Consider the following 14,776-nt stretch of genomic DNA (forward strand, 5'->3'; position numbering starts at 1 on the left):
GCCGCCAAACCGAAGCGGCGCAGAAGGGGATTTGGGTCTTGTGGGCGTAGCCCGGATTTTGGGTGCCCTCCCCGCTGGTGAGGGCTGGGTTGGGCGGGATTCTTTGTCCGTACAAAGAATCCCGCTCGCCGGATGGCCCTGGCACCCAAAATACTGCGCAGAGCGCGTCAAAATGGCCCTCTGGCCTGGTACGTGTCTCTCGTTCTGCATAATGAATGGTATGCCGCTACACCGCCCGGTTATGCTGCTTTCAGCAAGAACTCAACCTTCACTGCTTCGAACGGAAAAATGATACCGCCACCCTCCGCGCGGTCAAGCACGCCAGCATTTAGTAGTGCTGTTACGTCTCCGTGCACTGCCTTTACATCGCGCCCGACGCGCCGGGCCGCTTCTCGGATCGATACTGGCCCCGCGCCGCATAGTGCCTTGAGCAATTCCCATCGTTTGGCGGTTAATACCTGCCAAAGCAGCTCAGGGGTGGCGAAACTGATATGAGCTGATTTTTCGGGTTTCCCTGTTTTCCAGGCGCGCGCAAAGTCCTCCATCGAATCAGCGGGAGTGCGTACATCAAGAGTCACGGTTTTCACGGTTCCACCTCGCAATATCACGTTGGAAATCGGCAATCAGCTTGTCCGGCGTCTTGAAGATGTAGGCGCGCTCCTTGCCAGCAAAATGCCGGTGGTCGCCTTTTCCGACTTCGTTGTCATAACGCAAGACGCACACCCCGTCTACCACATACGCAAGCCTGTACTTGAATGAGTGAACCGAACCTGTAAGGGGTTCCGGAAGTTGCCACAGCACCAGCTCTGCAAAAGCAGAGGCAGAGTAGGCTATGCGAGTACGGACAAGCTGAATGGCCTTCATGTTGGAGATGATGACAACATGCGTCTGCGTTGTCAATATCCATGAGGCTTTGAAGTTAAAGCGGCTCGACAGTTGCCACTGCCGCTGGATTCTCCTGCCAGCTTTCCAGCTTTTTTCTCATCCGCTTGTAATGCGATCCCCGCCAGTAAACCCGCCCGCAGTTCGGGCAGACCAATAACTCTTCCACCGGCTGCCGGGCATCTTCCGGCACCTGCAAAGCGTGTTCCGCCGTGGCGGGCTGCAGCGGGGTGTTGTCCATCAGGCAGCGGGTGAAGGCATGGCTGAGCCAGTCGATGTTGAATTGACCGCTCAGGACTGCCGCCTGGAGGTCGAACGAGCCGAATGGAAGCTGGAGGACGTGGCCCTTGGCGGCTTTGTGTTCGGTGATTTTGCGGTCGGCGGTGAGCAGCCAGCGACCTTCGTCGATCGCCTCGCGCAGGATTTGTGCGTCGGTTGCAGTCTCGGCTGCCAGCGTGGTGTCCAGCCCTGCGGCGCGCAGGTAGCGGGCCAGGCGCGCCAGCATCACGTCACACAGGAAGCGGGGAGCAGATTCCATAAGACTCTCTATAATAAAGCAGAGGGGACTTTTTCAATCTTAATTATGCAAAGAAGGAGAAGCACTATGGCTAAAAAATTATGGTTGTTGCCGATGGCTGTGGGGATGATGGCTCTGTCACCGTATGTCGTCGGTGAAGATCAAACGAAACAGAAGGATCAAACCCGCCAGCAGGATCAGCTTCGTACTCAGGACCAGGATCAAGTGTACGGCTCGCAGATGATGACGCAGCAAGAGCGCACGGCTTACCGCGCCAGAATGCGCACGGCAAAAACTCAGGAAGAGCGGGAAAGAATCCGCGCTGAACACCACGAGCAGATGAAGGTGCGTGCCAAGGAGCGAGGCGTTACTCTGCCGGATATGCCTCCCGCGATGGGCGGGGGGATGGGCCCTGGCGGCGGCATGGGGCCCGGCGGTGGAATGGGTGGCGGCAGGGGGCGTTAATGATTTATTGAGGTGATTCATTCCGACTTCCCTTCTCCCGGTGAGGGGGAAGGGGTTGGAATATCGTCCCAATGTCATGAGAAAATATACGGGTTCCTGGGCGCGGTTGCCATGCGCCAATAACCTGAAAAGAGGCGAGTTTAGTGGCGACCGGTGCTGCCGAACCCGCCGGAGCTGCGTTCGCTTGCTTCGAAATCGTCTACCATATTGAATTCGGCATGGATCACCGGGACGATGACCATCTGCGCGATGCGCTCCATCGGGTTAAGGATGAAGGGCGTATGGCCGCGGTTCCAGCAGGAAACGAAGAGCTGTCCCTGGTAGTCTGAGTCGATCAGGCCGACCAGGTTGCCAAGTACGATGCCGTGCTTGTGGCCGAGTCCGGAGCGCGGCAGGATTATCGCCGCCATACCGGGGTCGCAGAGGTGGATGGCGATGCCGGTGGGGATCAGTTCGGTCTGCCCCGGATGGATGGTCATGACGTGCTCGACGCAGGCGCGCAGGTCTAGCCCAGCCGACCCCGGCGTGGCGTAGCTGGGCGGGTGCTGCTTGAGTCGTTCGTCGAGAATTTTGACATCGACTTTCTTCAGATTCTTTTTCATTTCAAGCCCCGTTTTTATTTCCTGAATGATGGTATAGCTTTGCGACGTGGGCAATCAGCTGTCTCGCCAGCACGATTTTCGGCGCGCGCGGCAGCGGATGGGTGCCTTCGTCGTCGAACAGTATCAGCTCGTTGTCTTCCTGGCCGATGGCATCCTGCACCATGTTGGCGGCCAGCAGCGGCAGATTTTTGCGACGCCGCTTCATTTCGGCGAATTCGTAGAGATTCTCGCTTTCCGCCGCGAAGCCGACGCAAAACGGCGGGTTAGGCAGGTTCATCACGTTGGCGACGATGTCGGGGTTGGGTGCCAGTTCCAGCGTGAGGATGTGGGCGTCTTTCTTGATCTTCTGCCCGCTCGGGTTGAGCACGTAATAGTCAGCCACCGCTGCGACGCTGATGAAGATATCGGTTTCGCCAATTTCCTTGTTGACCGCTTCGAGCATTTGCTGGGCGCTGGTGACAGCGATGGTTTTCGCTGCCGTGGGCGGGGTCAAACAGGTCGGACCGGAGATCAAGGTGACTTCCGCGCCAGCTTCGATGGCGGCGCGGGCGACAGCGTAACCCATTTTGCCTGAACTCATGTTAGTGATGGCGCGTACTGCATCGATCGCTTCGAAGGTCGGCCCGGCGGTGATCAGCACGCGCTGGCCTTTTAGTAGTTTGGGATGCCAGAACGATTCGAGATCCTCGATCAGTGTTTCCGGTTCCACCATTCGCCCCATGCCAGTTTCACCACAGGCCTGAGAACCGCTGGCCGGACCGAGGATGGTGATGTCGTCGCGCCTGAGCTGGGTGATGTTGCGATGGGTGGCCGGGTTGTCCCACATTTCGCGGTTCATCGCCGGGGCGACCAGGAGCGGGCAGGCGCGTGCCAGGCAGGCGGCGGAGAGCAAGTCGTCCGCGGCGCCGTGCGCGAGCTTGGCGATAAAATCGGCGCTGGCCGGGGCGATCAGCACCGCGTCGGCACCGCGTGTTACATCGATGTGCGCCATGCCACCAGCCGTCTGGCCGTCCCATAAATCGCTCAGAACCGGTTTGCCGGAGAGCGCCTGGAAGGTGGCCGGAGCGACGAAGTGGCGGGCAGCTTCGGTCATGATCACCTGCACATCGATGCCGTTTTTAACCAGCAGGCGGGTAAGCTCTGCTGCCTTGTAGGCGGCCACGCCGCCGGTGACGCCGAGAACCAGGCGTTTTTTCGCTGTATCGGTCATAATCTCTTCATTCTACTTGAAACAAAAAGAATTTGTCATGGCGATAACGGATTGGCCGGAAGGCGATCGACCCCGCGAGAAGCTGCTGCAGAAAGGCGCTGCGAGCCTGTCTGACGCCGAGTTGCTGGCGATTTTTTTGCGCACCGGCCTGCCGGGCAAAAGTGCGGTGGATCTGGCGCGCGAACTGCTTGGGCGCTTCGGCGGCCTGAATGCGTTGTTCGCGGCCGGTGAAAAAGAGTTTTGTCAGACACCGGGCATGGGTGCGGCGAAATATGCCCAGCTGCAAGCGGTCCTGGAGATGGCACGGCGCGCGTTGCAGGAGGATATCGCGCAACGCGATGCCCTGTCCTCGCCGCAGGCTGTGCGCGATTATTTGCGGCTCCGGTTGCAGGGCTTGCCCCACGAAGTCTTTATGGCCTTGTTCCTGGATGCGCAAAATCGCGTCATAGTCAGCGAAGAACTGTTTCGCGGTACTTTGACCCAGACCTCGGTTTACCCAAGGGAAGTGGTGAAGCGCGCCCTGCATCACAATGCCGCCGCCGTTATCCTGGCCCACAATCATCCTTCCGGCGTGGCCGAACCCAGTAATGCTGACCAGGTCCTGACCCAAGCGCTGAAAAATGCGCTGGTTCTGGTGGACGTCCGGGTGCTGGATCATTTTATCGTTGCCGGAAGCGGTTTTTTGTCCTTCGCAGAGCGAGGCCTGCTCTAGAGAGAGTAATTTCTTCTTGAGTTGTTGGGCAAAAATATGGTATAAATCGCGTTTTTCGTAATTCATTCTTCTATTTCTTCTGGAGCAATACCATGGCCCGCGTATGCAAGATCACCGGCAAGAAGCCGATGTCGGGGAATAATGTCTCCCACGCCAACAACAGGACTAAACGTCGTTTCCTGCCGAACCTGCAAAATCGCAAGTTTTGGGTGGAAAGCGAAAACCGCTGGGTGAGTATGCGCCTATCCTGCGCTGCATTGCGCACCATTGACAAGAACGGCATCGACGCCGTGCTGGCGAAGCTACGCGCTCGCGGCGAAAGTATTTAAGGGGCTAAGAAATGGCAAAAGGCGGACGCGAGAAAATCAAACTGGAATCCACTGCGGGTACCGGTCACTTTTATACTACCGACAAGAACAAACGTACCATGCCGGAAAAGATGCTGATCAAGAAATTTGATCCGGTGGCACGCAAGCACGTGGACTACAAGGAAACCAAGCTGAAATAAGCTGGTTTGCCTAGGTATTGCCCAACAAAAAACCCGCTTCGGCGGGTTTTTTGTTGTTGTATGTTCTGGTACTCGATCGCTGGAATTAGCTGGGCTGTCCACCGATGATGCGGATATCTCTTTGCGGATAGGGGATTTCGATGTTTGCCGTCTGGAACTGGCGCCAGATTTCCAGGTTGATATCGGATTTCAGGCCGAACTGGCCGTCCTCCGGATCGTCGATCCAGATGCTCAATTCCAGATCGATGCCGTTGTCGCCGAAGGATTTGAGATAGGCCTTGGTCTCCGGTTCGGCAAGCACCCTTGGCTGCTTCGCTGCGGCGTCCTTCATGATCTTCATGGCGCGTTCCAGGTCGCTCTGGTAGCTGACCTGTACCGGAATGCTGACACGAAAATGGCGGTCGGTATAGGAATGGTTGATGACGGTGGAACTGATCAGGGTTTCGTTCGGGATGATGGCTTCAGTCCCGTCCAGGCTCTTCAGCACCATGTAGCGCGCGGTCAATTTTGAAACCGTGCCGAAGCGCCCTTCAACGGTCAGGGCGTCGCCGGGATGGATGGACCGGTCGAGCAGGATGATGAAGCCGCTGACGTAGTTGCTGGCAATTTTTTGCAGGCCGAAGCCGATGCCCACGCCTAGGGCGCCACCGAACACCGAAAGTACGGTGATGTCGATACCCGCCAGAGGTAGGGCTATCAGCACGCCGAGTACGATCAATGCGGCGCGGATCAGCTTGGACAGTACCACGCGCAGATTCATGTTCAGGTTTTCTGCGGTCATTACCCGATTTTCGAGTGCCCGCCCCAGCCACATTGCCGCCAGCATGGTGACAAGGACGGACAGGATGCCGCTCAGGATGATGAGCAGCGAAACTTTCTGCTTGCCGACGTGGAAGCTGAGCTCGTCCATGGCGTCCAGAATTTCGGGGAGAAATCCGGTGAGGTGCAGGGCGAGGCCGATCCAGATTGCCGTGGCGATGAAGCGTTCGGAGCTGTGCAGCCAACCGCTCGGGGCGAAAATCTTGCGCAGGGCATAGACGGCAAGGCGGACCAGTGCCATGGCCAGAAGCAGGGAAGTGGCGATATTCAGCAGATTGACCGAGTGCCAGTTCTTGAGCACGGCTTTCCCAATTACTACCAGCAGCAGGGCGACCAGCGGAAAAGCCACCCGGGAAACCCCGCCAAGGCCCACTTTGGCCGCACCTTCCGACTTGGGCAGGTGACTTCGCAACAGGTGGCTGAAGCCCCAGGCCAGGGCAAGGCTGAATCCCAGTACCGCCAGTTGCCAAAGTATCTCGGTTTGTTCCAGATCGGAAAGAAAATCTGTCAGCAGGTTTTGAACATTCTGAGGCATGGAGTGGTTTGGGCAGGAGTGAGAGGGTTAAATTCTAGCATGGCCGGGGAGTCGCTCGGCGTGTTCTGGTTTAGAGCCACTTTTTCTTGCGGAAATATACCTGCATGGAAATACCGACGGCCGCCATCAGCAGTAGTATCGCCGGGTAGCCCCAGGTCCATTCGAGTTCCGGCATGTGTTTGAAGTTCATGCCGTAGACACCAGCGAGAAAGGTGAGCGGCATGAAGATGGTAGCGATCACGGTGAGGACGCGCATCACCGCGTTCATGCGGTTGCTGACGCTGGACAGGTAGATGTCGAGCAGGCCGGTGGCGAGGTCGCGGAAGGTTTCCAGCGTGTCGATGATATGGATGGTGTGGTCGTAAATATCGCGCAGGTAAATCCGCGAAGATTGATCGAAGAAGGCGGATTCGCCGCGTTCCAGCGCACTGATGACATTGCGAAAGGGGAAGATGGCCTTGCGCAGGAAGATCAGTTCGCGACGGAGTTTGTGGATACGTTGCAGGGTACTGGGCGTGGCATTGGCAATGACATCCTCCTCGAGATCGTCGATTTCTTCTTCCCGTTTTTCCAGCACCACGAAATAGTGATCTACCACCGCATCCAGCAGGGCATAGGCGAGATAGTCCGCCCCCGCCTTGCGGACAAACCCTTTGCCGCTTTTGATGCGTTCCACGACAGGGTCGAAAATGGCGCTATTCTGTTCGCGGAAGGACAGCACGAAATTCTTTCCCAGAATCAGGCTCACCTGTTCGGCGGTGATTTCCCCGCGATCGTTGAGGGTCAGCATTTTCAGCACGATGTAGACGTAATCGCCAAAATCCTCCATTTTCGGGCGCTGGTCGGTGTTCATGATATCTTCCAGCACCAGCGGGTGCAGCCCGAAACAGTCGCCGATTCGCTGAAGCAGATCAATCTGGTGGATGCCGTCGATGTTGACCCAGGTGATGCCTGTGGCTGCCTTGGCAGCGCAGTACTCTTCGGTAGCTTCCGTTTCCTTTTCCAAAAAACTGGATTCGTCGTAATTGATCAGCCTGATGCGGGTCTTTTCGCTCCGTTTTTTACCGATGTGAACCAGCGTGCCGGGCGGCAGACCGGCTTTTTTTGATCTTTTGGCGAATTTGGACATGGCTGCTCCATGGATTATGGAAATGCTGCAATGTAATTATGAACCACTTTTCATTGCGGCAAACTGCGGCAATACGTTAAATTAGTCCTCACCGGGCATTTTCCGGGTCAAATCCAGGAGTCGCAATGGAACGCTTTACCATCTCGATCGACGAGGGTCTTGCAGCCGAATTTGACCACTTGATCACCCAGCGCGGCTACCGCAACCGATCCGAAGCAGTGCGCGACCTGATGCGCGGCTACCTGGAGCGGGAACGACTGGAGCGCGAGGAATCCACCCATAGCGTCGCCAGCCTGTCCTATGTTTACAACCACCACGAACGCGAACTGGCCGAGCGCCTCACCGCCTTGCAGCACGGTCATCACGACCTGACAGTGGCGACCATGCATGTTCATCTCGACCACGAACACTGCCTGGAGAGTGTGATCCTGCGCGGCCAGACTGCTGCCGTGCGCAGCTTCGCCGAGGCCCTGATGGCCGAACGCGGTGTGCGCCATGGCCAGATTAATCTGGTCGCAGTCGAAGTCGAGCATGGCCACCATGCCCACGGCTATGTGCCGGCGGGCAAGGGCGCGCCGCACCTGCATCTGAAACCTAAAACCTAGAAGCTGCTTATTCGGGAGTATCCCAGTCGTGCGTATGCGCGTGGTCATGTTCGACCCCGTCGTGGCGATGTTTGTGACGGTGCGCCAGATTGGCTTTTTCCAGTAGTTCTGTGGCGCGCAGCGCATGCCCCACCGGTCCGTCGAACAAAATTTCGCCGCGCTCGCCGAGAACCAGGCAGCGGCTGCCGAGTTCGGCTGCCATGCTCAGGTTATGGGTGCTGACGATGACGGTCTGATTCGAATCCAGCAGGGTGTCCACCAGCCAGCCCGCCGTGGCCGGGTCGAGGCTGGCAGCCGGCTCGTCCAGCAGCAGAAGCTGTGGTTCCAGCGCGAGCAGGCAGGCCAGGGCGACTTTCTGCTTCTCGCCGCCACTCAGACTGAAGGGTGCTTTGTCGAGCAAGGGGTCAAGTCGGAGCGCGCCGGCCCAACGCGCCACGCGCATGTCGGCATCCGGCAGGCCGAGCTGGCGCGGGCCATAGGCGATTTCCTCGCGTACGGTCGGGTTGAACAGCATCGCCTCCGGATGCTGGAACAGGAGCCCCACCTGGCTGCGGAAGCGGCGCGCGAAATCGCGCTGCTGCAGGCGCGGCCGGTTCAGTTCTTCGCCCTGCCAGACCACACTGCCGCATTCGGCGAAAATCAAGCCATCAAGCAACTGTAGCAGGGTCGATTTTCCGCAGCCGTTGGCCCCGAGCAATACCACTTTTTCGCCGGCTGAGACAGAAAAGCTGAGGTCGTCGAACAGCACAGCGCCGTCAGGCCAGATGAAGCCGAGATGATGGAGTTCAATCATCGAAAGCCCCGCGCGAACGCATTGCCTGGGTGACTTCGGTGGTTGAGGCGAGGGATTTGTCGAACAAGGTGGTGGCTTGTGCCGCGGCATTGCGGGCGCGGTCGGCCAGGTGAGGCCGCATCGGATTGCGGCTTTCGAATGCGAGGCGGAAGTCGCGAACGATGCGGGCGAAGGTCTGCATCTGCCCCAGCGCCAAGGTGGCGAGCAGGGTCAGCATGGGCCAGCCGCGCAGTGCCGCCAGCAGGTTTACGCGAGCGGTGAACCAGAAGCCGAGGTAGACCAGCAGCAGCACGCGCAGATTGACCAGTAGCAGGTAGTCGGGTGAGAAGCCGCCGCGCCACGTGGTGACGGCCAGATAGCCAAGGCTGACGGTGAGGTTGAAAGCCAGTAGCGCTCGGAGAGTCTTGCCAAGCAGGCGCCAGCGCAGCCTGCCGCTGGTAATAATGGCAATCAGAAGTCCCGCTGCCAGCCAGCCGGTGTTATGCAGGAAGGTTGCCGCGACCACGGTCGCGGCATAGGCCAGTAGCCATGCGCGTGGGTTCATGTCACCCACCTGCGGGCCCGGGCGAGTCGCCATACCAGCACGGTCAGTACCGCTTCACCTGTACCGATGAAAAGGTGCGGCAGCATCACGGCCGGTAGCGTAATGTCGATTCCGAAAGGGAAGAACAGCGGCGTGCCGTCGGCGCGCTGCGCAATTAACGGCTGGATGCCGAGTACCAGCGCGATCAACCCGGCCGGCAGCACCACCGATAGCCAGGCGCCGAAGCCGACTGAGATGGTTTCCCCCGCTCCGCTGAGTAACCTCTTGCCGCCGACTGCGGCTGCTGCGCCGACCAGTCCCATCGCCAGCGCATTCACCGGAAGAGCGGTGATGCCGCCCGCGCCGAACAGCATCGCCTGCAGCAGCAGTACCAGGCTGTAGGCAATGAAGGCTGTGCGCACGCCAAAGGCCATCGCCAGCAGCGCTATGCCCAAGGCGTGGCCGGAGGTGCCGCCGGGCAGCGGCACCATCACCAGGCCCAAGCCATAGGCCAGCGCCGTCAACATCGCCAGGCGCGGTACGGTGGTTTCGTCCAGCTGCTGCCTGAGGCCGCGCGCCGCCCACGACCAAGCGCCAGCAGCAAGTGCATAGGCGGGCAGGTAGGTTTGCGGCGAGAGGAAACCGTCGGGGATATGCATGTTTGCTCAGAACAGAATCGAGGAGCTGAAGATCGGGCGATCTTTTTCCGTGTTTTCGCCGTCAAGCTGCTGGTTGGGATCGTTGAGTGCGCTCGGTGTTTTCATGAGGTTTTGCGTTTCCTGATCCGGAGCTGGACCAAGCCGAAGCCGGCCAACAGCAGCGACAGCCCGAACAGGATCAGGCTGAGCCGGTTCGGGCCTTGGCTGACCGGGGAAGAAGGACTGGCGACGGCAGGTGATTCGAAGCTCAGGTCGGTGCCGTGTCCGTCCGTGGAAAAGGCTTTCAGACGCCATGCCCGCTTGTCGCCAGGGATGAATACAACGCGTCCTTGTGCATCGGTGCGGCCAACCTGGGTCGGGATGTCCTTGCCGGCCGGGTAGAGTTCGTAGGCTTCGTAGGCGTAGGGTTTGCCGTCAGCATAGGCGAGGTGCACGGTGACTGCGCCGGTGGTTTCGATGGTGTGATGGACCTCGTGGGCGGCGCAGGGGACTGCGAGCAGGAGCAGTATCAGCAGCCAGTTTTTCATTGTGGCAGCTCGAATTGCAGGGTGGTAGCTTGGATCAGGGTGTCGGCCTTGCCGTCGGCGAGCTGGGTTTCGAGGCTGGCCTCGATCAACTGCATGCCGCCCTGGCGCAGGCGAATCGCCACCTTGCCGTCTTCGCCGCTGGTGACACGCGTATCGCCGCCGTAGGCGACCGGTACGCCGGCACGGGGCTGCTTGCGTTCGGTTACCAGCACTGTCAACTTGTCGCCTGGTTTGAGGCGGGCAGGGTCGCTCAGCGGCGTGAGTTCCAGCCCGTTGCTCAGTGGTTGCGCCACTGCGGGCGTCCAGCGGTCGATGCGCTTGACCGATTCCTCCGACAGCCAGCTTTCGACCACGCCGCTGGCCTGGTTTTTCGGCACGTTCCTGGTTTCCCATGCGGTCTTGCTCCAATAACCGGAGGAGAAGCTGACGAACAGCGCCGTGCAGTTCGCCGCGATGCGGACCGGGAAGCTTTTGACCAGGGCCGGGGAACGGGCAGCGCCACTGTCATCGACGCAGACCGCGCTTTTGGCAAAGGCTGGGTCGTAGTTCACAAACTCAGCGCCGGCGTGGGCCGAATGCCGGTGCCCCTGGTACAGGAGGTAGCCGTTGCTGTCTCTTTCCAGCCAGAGATCATGGGCGAGCGCAGGTAGGGTGCAGAGGAGAAGCGCCACTGCCAACAGACTGATTTTCAGACTCTGATTTGCCATGTGGACATTCTGGCTCCGGCGCTTATGGATCAGGAAATGTTATATGAAGAAATATAAAAACATCATACAACATGGTGCCGTGGATGCAAGTTTCCCGTCATAGCAGGGAAATCTTCAATCCAGATCTTGGGGAAACTTTTTTCCGATGGGCTGCCTGATTGAATTTTCAAATGACCATACAGGATCATATTGTCTTTTTATAATTTTCTACTATGCTGTTATATATAAGACATAGGTGTCATCAATTCGTGTCGAACTTCAAACAGATCGGGAGCTATCGATGAGCGAGAACAAGGTCAAAAGCAGCGAAAATATCGCGATGCTTGAAAACAGGCTGGGCATTTCGCGCCGCAGCTTTCTGCAATTGTGTGCAGCCATGGCTGCCACCATGGGCCTTCCGCCCGGTGCCGACGCGGCCATTGCCGCAGCGGTGGCGAGCAAAAAACGTCCTTCCGTCATCTGGCTGCACTTTCAGGAATGCACCGGCTGTACCGAATCCTTATTGCGCGCCGAGCATCCCACTCTGGAAAAGCTGATCCTGGACGTGATCTCGCTGGATTACCACGAGACCCTGTTCGCGGCGGCCGGCCATCAGGTCGAGGCGGCGCGTCGACTGGCGATGAAGGAGAACAAAGGCAAGTACCTGCTGGTGGTCGAGGGGGCGATTCCGACCAAGGACAAAGGCATCTACTGCAAAATCGGCGGCCAGACTGCAATCGACATGCTTAAGGAGTGCGCCGCTGATGCCGGCGCGGTGGTGGCAATCGGCAGCTGCTCCTCGTGGGGCGGCATGCCTTCTACCGGGCCGAATCCGACCGGCTCATCCAGCGCCGGCGAGGTGCTGGGCAAGGTGATCCCCAATATCCCGGGCTGCCCGCCCAACCCCTACAATTTCCTGTCGACGGTGGTGCACTTCCTGACTTTCGGTAAGCTGCCCGAGGTCGATCATCTGGGCCGTCCGAAATTTGCCTATTCTCGCCTGATCCACGAAAACTGCGAACGCCGCGCCCATTTTGACGCTGGCCGCTTCGCCATGGAATTCGGCGACGTGGGCCACCGTAAAGGTTACTGCCTGTACAAACTGGGCTGCAAAGGACCGGAGACCTATGCCAACTGCCCGGCTATCCTGTTCGGCGATGTCGGCAACGCCAGCTGGCCGGTCGGTACCGGCCATCCCTGCATCGGCTGCACCGAGAAGGGCATCGGCTTTACCAAACCGATCCATGCTTTGGCCGATCTGAAAAACGTCACACCACCATTGGGCTTCCCTCGCATTGTTGAAGAGCAAGGCTCGGGTGCGACCATCGCTTCTGTCGCGGTAGTGGCTGGTGCTGCTGGCGCAGCTGTGGGTGCGGCGGCTGCGATGGCGCACAATCTTGGCAAAGTGACTGTGCCGCCACCAGAAAACCCTGGCAAATCCGAGGCCAAGAAAGAACCTGAAAGGGCCGAGCCATGAAACGGCGAGAATTCCTGAAAGGCGCACTGGCTGGTGGAGCATTGCTTGCTACAAGTTCACCTGCCGAGGCGCGCCCCAACAAAACCATGCCACCTGAGGCAGTCGGACTGCTTTACGACAGCACCTTGTGCATCGGCTGCAAGGCTTGTGTAGCAGCCTGCAAGGAGGCCAACGATATGCCGCCGGAGTTCTCCACAGTAGAGCAATACTGGGATACCCCGCTGGATATATCGGGCAAAACCCTCAACGTCATCAAGATGTACAAAGAGGGTAGCGGGGCCACTAAAGACAGTGAACATAACGGCCATGCTTTCATGAAGTTTTCCTGTCTGCACTGTGTCGATCCGTCCTGCGTGTCGGCTTGTCCGGTATCGGCAATGACCAAAGATCCGGTCAACGGTATTGTCAGTCATGACAAGAGTGCCTGTATCGGGTGTCGCTACTGTGTGGCGGCGTGTCCGTTCGGCGTGCCGCGCTTCCAGTATGACCGGCCATTTCCGCAGATTACCAAGTGCCAGTTGTGCAAACATCGTATGGCTGAAGGCCAGTACGCTGCTTGTGCTTACGTCTGTCCGACTGGCGCTACCCTGTTCGGAAAAATGACTGATCTGAACGCCGAGGCCAAGCGCCGGTTGGCACTGAAGCCTGGGGAAGATACAGAATTTCCGCGCGGAAACCTGACTACCCACGACCAGTCATCCTTCCCTGCCAAAGCGGCAAAGTATTTACCGCAGATCTACGGAGATAAGGAACTGGGAGGTACCCAGATGATCAAGTTGTCTGCCGTACCGTTCGAGAAACTGGGTATGCCCACGTTACCGGAGCGCTCTTATGCGGCTACTTCCGAGACCATGCAGCATACGCTGTACGGTGGATTGGTGTTACCACTGGTGTTTCTTGGCGGGTTGACATTCATCGCCAAGCGCAACGTCAAGAATGACGGTGAAGACGAGAAAGAATAAGGAGACTTCAATGTCGGCAACTCACAACCATCCTGCTCCCGCCCCGCTTGGCGGTCCGCTGGTTACTCCGGTGACAATCACGCTGGCCATTCTGGTGGCTGTCGCTTTCATCATTCTGGGCATCCGTTTCGTCCTGGGCATAGGCGCAGTGACCAACGTCAGCGACGGTTATCCTTTCGGTATCTGGATCGCCTACGATGTCGTGGTCGGCTCGGCTTTTGCCTGTGGCGGATATGCCATGGCAATTTTGGTCTATATCTTCAACAAGGGCGAATATCACCCGATGGTGCGGCCGGCTCTGCTGGCTTCGATGTTCGGCTATACCCTGGCCGGTGCCTCGGTGATTTTTGATCTGGGTCGCTACTGGAACACCTGGCATATTTTCTGGCCGGGTTATGCCCAGGTTAACTCGGTGATGTTTGAAGTGGCGGTGTGTATTACGGCTTACATTGTCGTAATGATGATTGAATTTTCACCGGCATTCCTGGAAAAATTCGGCCTCAAGGATATCCATAAAAAACTCAACAAAGTGCTGTTTTTTATTATTGCCCTGGGCGTGTTGCTGCCTTCCATGCACCAATCATCGCTGGGCTCGCTGATTGTCGTGTTCGGCAACCAGATTCATCCGCTGTGGCAGACCGTCATGCTGCCGCTGTTGTATCTGTTGACTGCGGTGATGATCGGCTTTGCCATCGTGATCTTTGAATCCTGTCTGTCGTCGAGTGGCTTCAAACGGCCATTGGAATTGCATCTTCTGACCAAGCTGTCACGCCTGATGACCGGCATGCTGGTGGTTTATCTGGTGGTGCGACTGACTGATCTGGCGGTGCGCGGTGTGCTCGGATATATCTTCGAACCCAGCCTAGAGGCTGTCATGTTCTGGGTAGAAATGGGCTTGTTCATCGCTCCGCTGTTCATATTGTGGCAGCCCGCATCAAGGGTAAAGCCGGTCAGGTTATTTGTTTCTGCATTTTGCCTGTTGTTTGCCGGGTTTTTCCTGCGCATCAATGCCTTCCTGGTGGGTTATGAAACCGGGGCGGGCTGGCACTATTTTCCGGCGGTACCGGAAATCATGGTTAGCGTAGGCTTGGTTGCGCTGGAAATACTGGGTTACATCGTGCTGGTGCGCTACCTGCCGATTCTTCCCAGGGAAGAAAAAATCTAG

Annotated in this window: 20 protein-coding genes; 8 read left to right on the top strand and 12 right to left on the bottom strand. The window is 58.0% G+C overall.

The annotated features are described in order from the left end of the window. Window positions 1-239: 239 nt before the first annotated feature. From SCD_RS03695 to SCD_RS03705, 3 genes are read right to left on the bottom strand one after another with little or no spacing between them, the layout of a single operon-like run. Entirely contained in the window at window positions 240-587 is a 348-nt protein-coding gene (locus tag SCD_RS03695) for an HVO_A0114 family putative DNA-binding protein (RefSeq protein ID WP_041673309.1), read from the bottom strand. After that, entirely contained in the window at window positions 568-864 is a 297-nt protein-coding gene (locus SCD_RS03700; RefSeq protein WP_041673310.1) for a toxin-antitoxin system TumE family protein, read from the bottom strand. Before SCD_RS03700 ends, SCD_RS03695 begins: the two co-directional genes overlap by 20 nt. A gap of 55 nt (window positions 865-919) precedes the next feature. Then, complete coding sequence (locus tag SCD_RS03705) at window positions 920-1,420, bottom strand: Mut7-C RNAse domain-containing protein (protein ID WP_009206466.1); 501 nt, start codon at window positions 1,418-1,420, stop codon at window positions 920-922. A gap of 66 nt (window positions 1,421-1,486) precedes the next feature. Between SCD_RS03705 and SCD_RS03710 the strand changes: the two genes are divergently transcribed. Then, complete coding sequence (locus SCD_RS03710) at window positions 1,487-1,864, top strand: hypothetical protein (protein ID WP_009206465.1); 378 nt, start codon at window positions 1,487-1,489, stop codon at window positions 1,862-1,864. A gap of 140 nt (window positions 1,865-2,004) precedes the next feature. Here SCD_RS03710 and dut read toward each other — a convergent pair whose 3' ends face one another. Both dut and coaBC read right to left on the bottom strand, forming a co-directional pair. Then, window positions 2,005-2,466: a dUTP diphosphatase gene (dut, locus tag SCD_RS03715; RefSeq protein WP_009206464.1), complete on the bottom strand. Its 462-nt coding sequence runs from the start codon at window positions 2,464-2,466 to the stop codon at window positions 2,005-2,007. A 1-nt stretch (window position 2,467) separates the two neighbouring features. Beyond that, window positions 2,468-3,676 carry a bifunctional phosphopantothenoylcysteine decarboxylase/phosphopantothenate--cysteine ligase CoaBC gene (gene coaBC / locus SCD_RS03720; RefSeq protein WP_009206463.1) on the bottom strand — a complete coding sequence of 403 codons (1,209 nt, stop codon included), beginning with the start codon at window positions 3,674-3,676 and terminating at the stop codon, window positions 2,468-2,470. 37 nt (window positions 3,677-3,713) lie between these two features. Between coaBC and radC the strand changes: the two genes are divergently transcribed. From radC to rpmG, 3 genes are all read left to right on the top strand, one after another. Continuing rightward, window positions 3,714-4,388 (top strand): RadC family protein, encoded by a 675-nt coding sequence (radC, locus tag SCD_RS03725; RefSeq protein ID WP_009206462.1) that lies wholly within the window; start codon window positions 3,714-3,716, stop codon window positions 4,386-4,388. A gap of 92 nt (window positions 4,389-4,480) precedes the next feature. After that, window positions 4,481-4,717: a 50S ribosomal protein L28 gene (gene rpmB / locus SCD_RS03730; protein ID WP_009206461.1), complete on the top strand. Its 237-nt coding sequence runs from the start codon at window positions 4,481-4,483 to the stop codon at window positions 4,715-4,717. An 11-nt stretch (window positions 4,718-4,728) separates the two neighbouring features. Then, window positions 4,729-4,896: a 50S ribosomal protein L33 gene (gene rpmG, locus SCD_RS03735; RefSeq protein WP_009206460.1), complete on the top strand. Its 168-nt coding sequence runs from the start codon at window positions 4,729-4,731 to the stop codon at window positions 4,894-4,896. Window positions 4,897-4,981: 85 nt separating this feature from the next. Here rpmG and SCD_RS03740 read toward each other — a convergent pair whose 3' ends face one another. Together SCD_RS03740 and corA are read right to left on the bottom strand one after the other, a co-directional pair. Continuing rightward, window positions 4,982-6,250 carry a mechanosensitive ion channel family protein gene (locus tag SCD_RS03740; RefSeq protein ID WP_009206459.1) on the bottom strand — a complete coding sequence of 423 codons (1,269 nt, stop codon included), beginning with the start codon at window positions 6,248-6,250 and terminating at the stop codon, window positions 4,982-4,984. A gap of 70 nt (window positions 6,251-6,320) precedes the next feature. Beyond that, complete coding sequence (corA, locus tag SCD_RS03745; protein WP_009206458.1) at window positions 6,321-7,379, bottom strand: magnesium/cobalt transporter CorA; 1,059 nt, start codon at window positions 7,377-7,379, stop codon at window positions 6,321-6,323. Window positions 7,380-7,504: 125 nt separating this feature from the next. Between corA and nikR the strand changes: the two genes are divergently transcribed. Beyond that, entirely contained in the window at window positions 7,505-7,984 is a 480-nt protein-coding gene (gene nikR / locus SCD_RS03750) for a nickel-responsive transcriptional regulator NikR (RefSeq protein ID WP_009206457.1), read from the top strand. A gap of 7 nt (window positions 7,985-7,991) precedes the next feature. Here nikR and SCD_RS03755 read toward each other — a convergent pair whose 3' ends face one another. The 5 genes from SCD_RS03755 to SCD_RS03775 all read right to left on the bottom strand — a co-directional run bounded on the left by SCD_RS03755 (window position 7,992) and on the right by SCD_RS03775 (window position 11,193). After that, the gene (locus SCD_RS03755; protein ID WP_009206456.1) at window positions 7,992-8,777 is read right to left on the bottom strand and encodes an energy-coupling factor ABC transporter ATP-binding protein; all 786 of its coding nucleotides are present in this window, start codon (window positions 8,775-8,777) and stop codon (window positions 7,992-7,994) included. Further along, the gene (locus tag SCD_RS03760; RefSeq protein WP_009206455.1) at window positions 8,770-9,321 is read right to left on the bottom strand and encodes a hypothetical protein; all 552 of its coding nucleotides are present in this window, start codon (window positions 9,319-9,321) and stop codon (window positions 8,770-8,772) included. The genes SCD_RS03755 and SCD_RS03760 overlap by 8 nt, the downstream gene beginning before the upstream one ends. Next, window positions 9,318-9,959, bottom strand: coding sequence for an energy-coupling factor ABC transporter permease (locus SCD_RS03765; RefSeq protein WP_009206454.1), 642 nt, complete (start codon window positions 9,957-9,959; stop codon window positions 9,318-9,320). Before SCD_RS03765 ends, SCD_RS03760 begins: the two co-directional genes overlap by 4 nt. 101 nt (window positions 9,960-10,060) lie before the next feature. Then, window positions 10,061-10,486 (bottom strand): hypothetical protein, encoded by a 426-nt coding sequence (locus tag SCD_RS03770; RefSeq protein ID WP_009206453.1) that lies wholly within the window; start codon window positions 10,484-10,486, stop codon window positions 10,061-10,063. Next, window positions 10,483-11,193 carry a DUF4198 domain-containing protein gene (locus SCD_RS03775; protein ID WP_009206452.1) on the bottom strand — a complete coding sequence of 237 codons (711 nt, stop codon included), beginning with the start codon at window positions 11,191-11,193 and terminating at the stop codon, window positions 10,483-10,485. Before SCD_RS03775 ends, SCD_RS03770 begins: the two co-directional genes overlap by 4 nt. Window positions 11,194-11,473: 280 nt before the next feature. Here SCD_RS03775 and SCD_RS03780 point away from each other — a divergent pair, with 280 nt between their 5' ends. From SCD_RS03780 to hybB, 3 genes are read left to right on the top strand one after another with little or no spacing between them, the layout of a single operon-like run. Then, window positions 11,474-12,649: a hydrogenase small subunit gene (locus SCD_RS03780; protein WP_009206451.1), complete on the top strand. Its 1,176-nt coding sequence runs from the start codon at window positions 11,474-11,476 to the stop codon at window positions 12,647-12,649. Then, window positions 12,646-13,611, top strand: coding sequence for a hydrogenase 2 operon protein HybA (gene hybA / locus SCD_RS03785; RefSeq protein ID WP_009206450.1), 966 nt, complete (start codon window positions 12,646-12,648; stop codon window positions 13,609-13,611). Before SCD_RS03780 ends, hybA begins: the two co-directional genes overlap by 4 nt. A gap of 10 nt (window positions 13,612-13,621) precedes the next feature. Further along, window positions 13,622-14,776: a Ni/Fe-hydrogenase cytochrome b subunit gene (hybB, locus tag SCD_RS03790; protein WP_009206449.1), complete on the top strand. Its 1,155-nt coding sequence runs from the start codon at window positions 13,622-13,624 to the stop codon at window positions 14,774-14,776.

Source organism: Sulfuricella denitrificans skB26 (genome assembly GCF_000297055.2).
In the GTDB taxonomy this organism is placed as follows: domain Bacteria; phylum Pseudomonadota; class Gammaproteobacteria; order Burkholderiales; family Sulfuricellaceae; genus Sulfuricella; species Sulfuricella denitrificans.

Coding starts and splice junctions, on each gene's coding strand:
- SCD_RS03700 (WP_041673310.1), bottom strand. CDS start 864: ATGAAGGCCATTCAGCTTGTCCGTACTCGCATAGCCTACTCTGCCTCT.
- SCD_RS03780 (WP_009206451.1), top strand. CDS start 11,474: ATGAGCGAGAACAAGGTCAAAAGCAGCGAAAATATCGCGATGCTTGAA.
- rpmG (WP_009206460.1), top strand. CDS start 4,729: ATGGCAAAAGGCGGACGCGAGAAAATCAAACTGGAATCCACTGCGGGT.
- SCD_RS03760 (WP_009206455.1), bottom strand. CDS start 9,321: ATGAACCCACGCGCATGGCTACTGGCCTATGCCGCGACCGTGGTCGCG.
- dut (WP_009206464.1), bottom strand. CDS start 2,466: ATGAAAAAGAATCTGAAGAAAGTCGATGTCAAAATTCTCGACGAACGA.
- nikR (WP_009206457.1), top strand. CDS start 7,505: ATGGAACGCTTTACCATCTCGATCGACGAGGGTCTTGCAGCCGAATTT.
- SCD_RS03770 (WP_009206453.1), bottom strand. CDS start 10,486: ATGAAAAACTGGCTGCTGATACTGCTCCTGCTCGCAGTCCCCTGCGCC.
- SCD_RS03765 (WP_009206454.1), bottom strand. CDS start 9,959: ATGCATATCCCCGACGGTTTCCTCTCGCCGCAAACCTACCTGCCCGCC.
- SCD_RS03740 (WP_009206459.1), bottom strand. CDS start 6,250: ATGCCTCAGAATGTTCAAAACCTGCTGACAGATTTTCTTTCCGATCTG.
- rpmB (WP_009206461.1), top strand. CDS start 4,481: ATGGCCCGCGTATGCAAGATCACCGGCAAGAAGCCGATGTCGGGGAAT.
- SCD_RS03775 (WP_009206452.1), bottom strand. CDS start 11,193: ATGGCAAATCAGAGTCTGAAAATCAGTCTGTTGGCAGTGGCGCTTCTC.
- SCD_RS03755 (WP_009206456.1), bottom strand. CDS start 8,777: ATGATTGAACTCCATCATCTCGGCTTCATCTGGCCTGACGGCGCTGTG.
- hybA (WP_009206450.1), top strand. CDS start 12,646: ATGAAACGGCGAGAATTCCTGAAAGGCGCACTGGCTGGTGGAGCATTG.
- coaBC (WP_009206463.1), bottom strand. CDS start 3,676: ATGACCGATACAGCGAAAAAACGCCTGGTTCTCGGCGTCACCGGCGGC.
- radC (WP_009206462.1), top strand. CDS start 3,714: ATGGCGATAACGGATTGGCCGGAAGGCGATCGACCCCGCGAGAAGCTG.
- SCD_RS03710 (WP_009206465.1), top strand. CDS start 1,487: ATGGCTAAAAAATTATGGTTGTTGCCGATGGCTGTGGGGATGATGGCT.
- corA (WP_009206458.1), bottom strand. CDS start 7,379: ATGTCCAAATTCGCCAAAAGATCAAAAAAAGCCGGTCTGCCGCCCGGC.
- SCD_RS03705 (WP_009206466.1), bottom strand. CDS start 1,420: ATGGAATCTGCTCCCCGCTTCCTGTGTGACGTGATGCTGGCGCGCCTG.
- hybB (WP_009206449.1), top strand. CDS start 13,622: ATGTCGGCAACTCACAACCATCCTGCTCCCGCCCCGCTTGGCGGTCCG.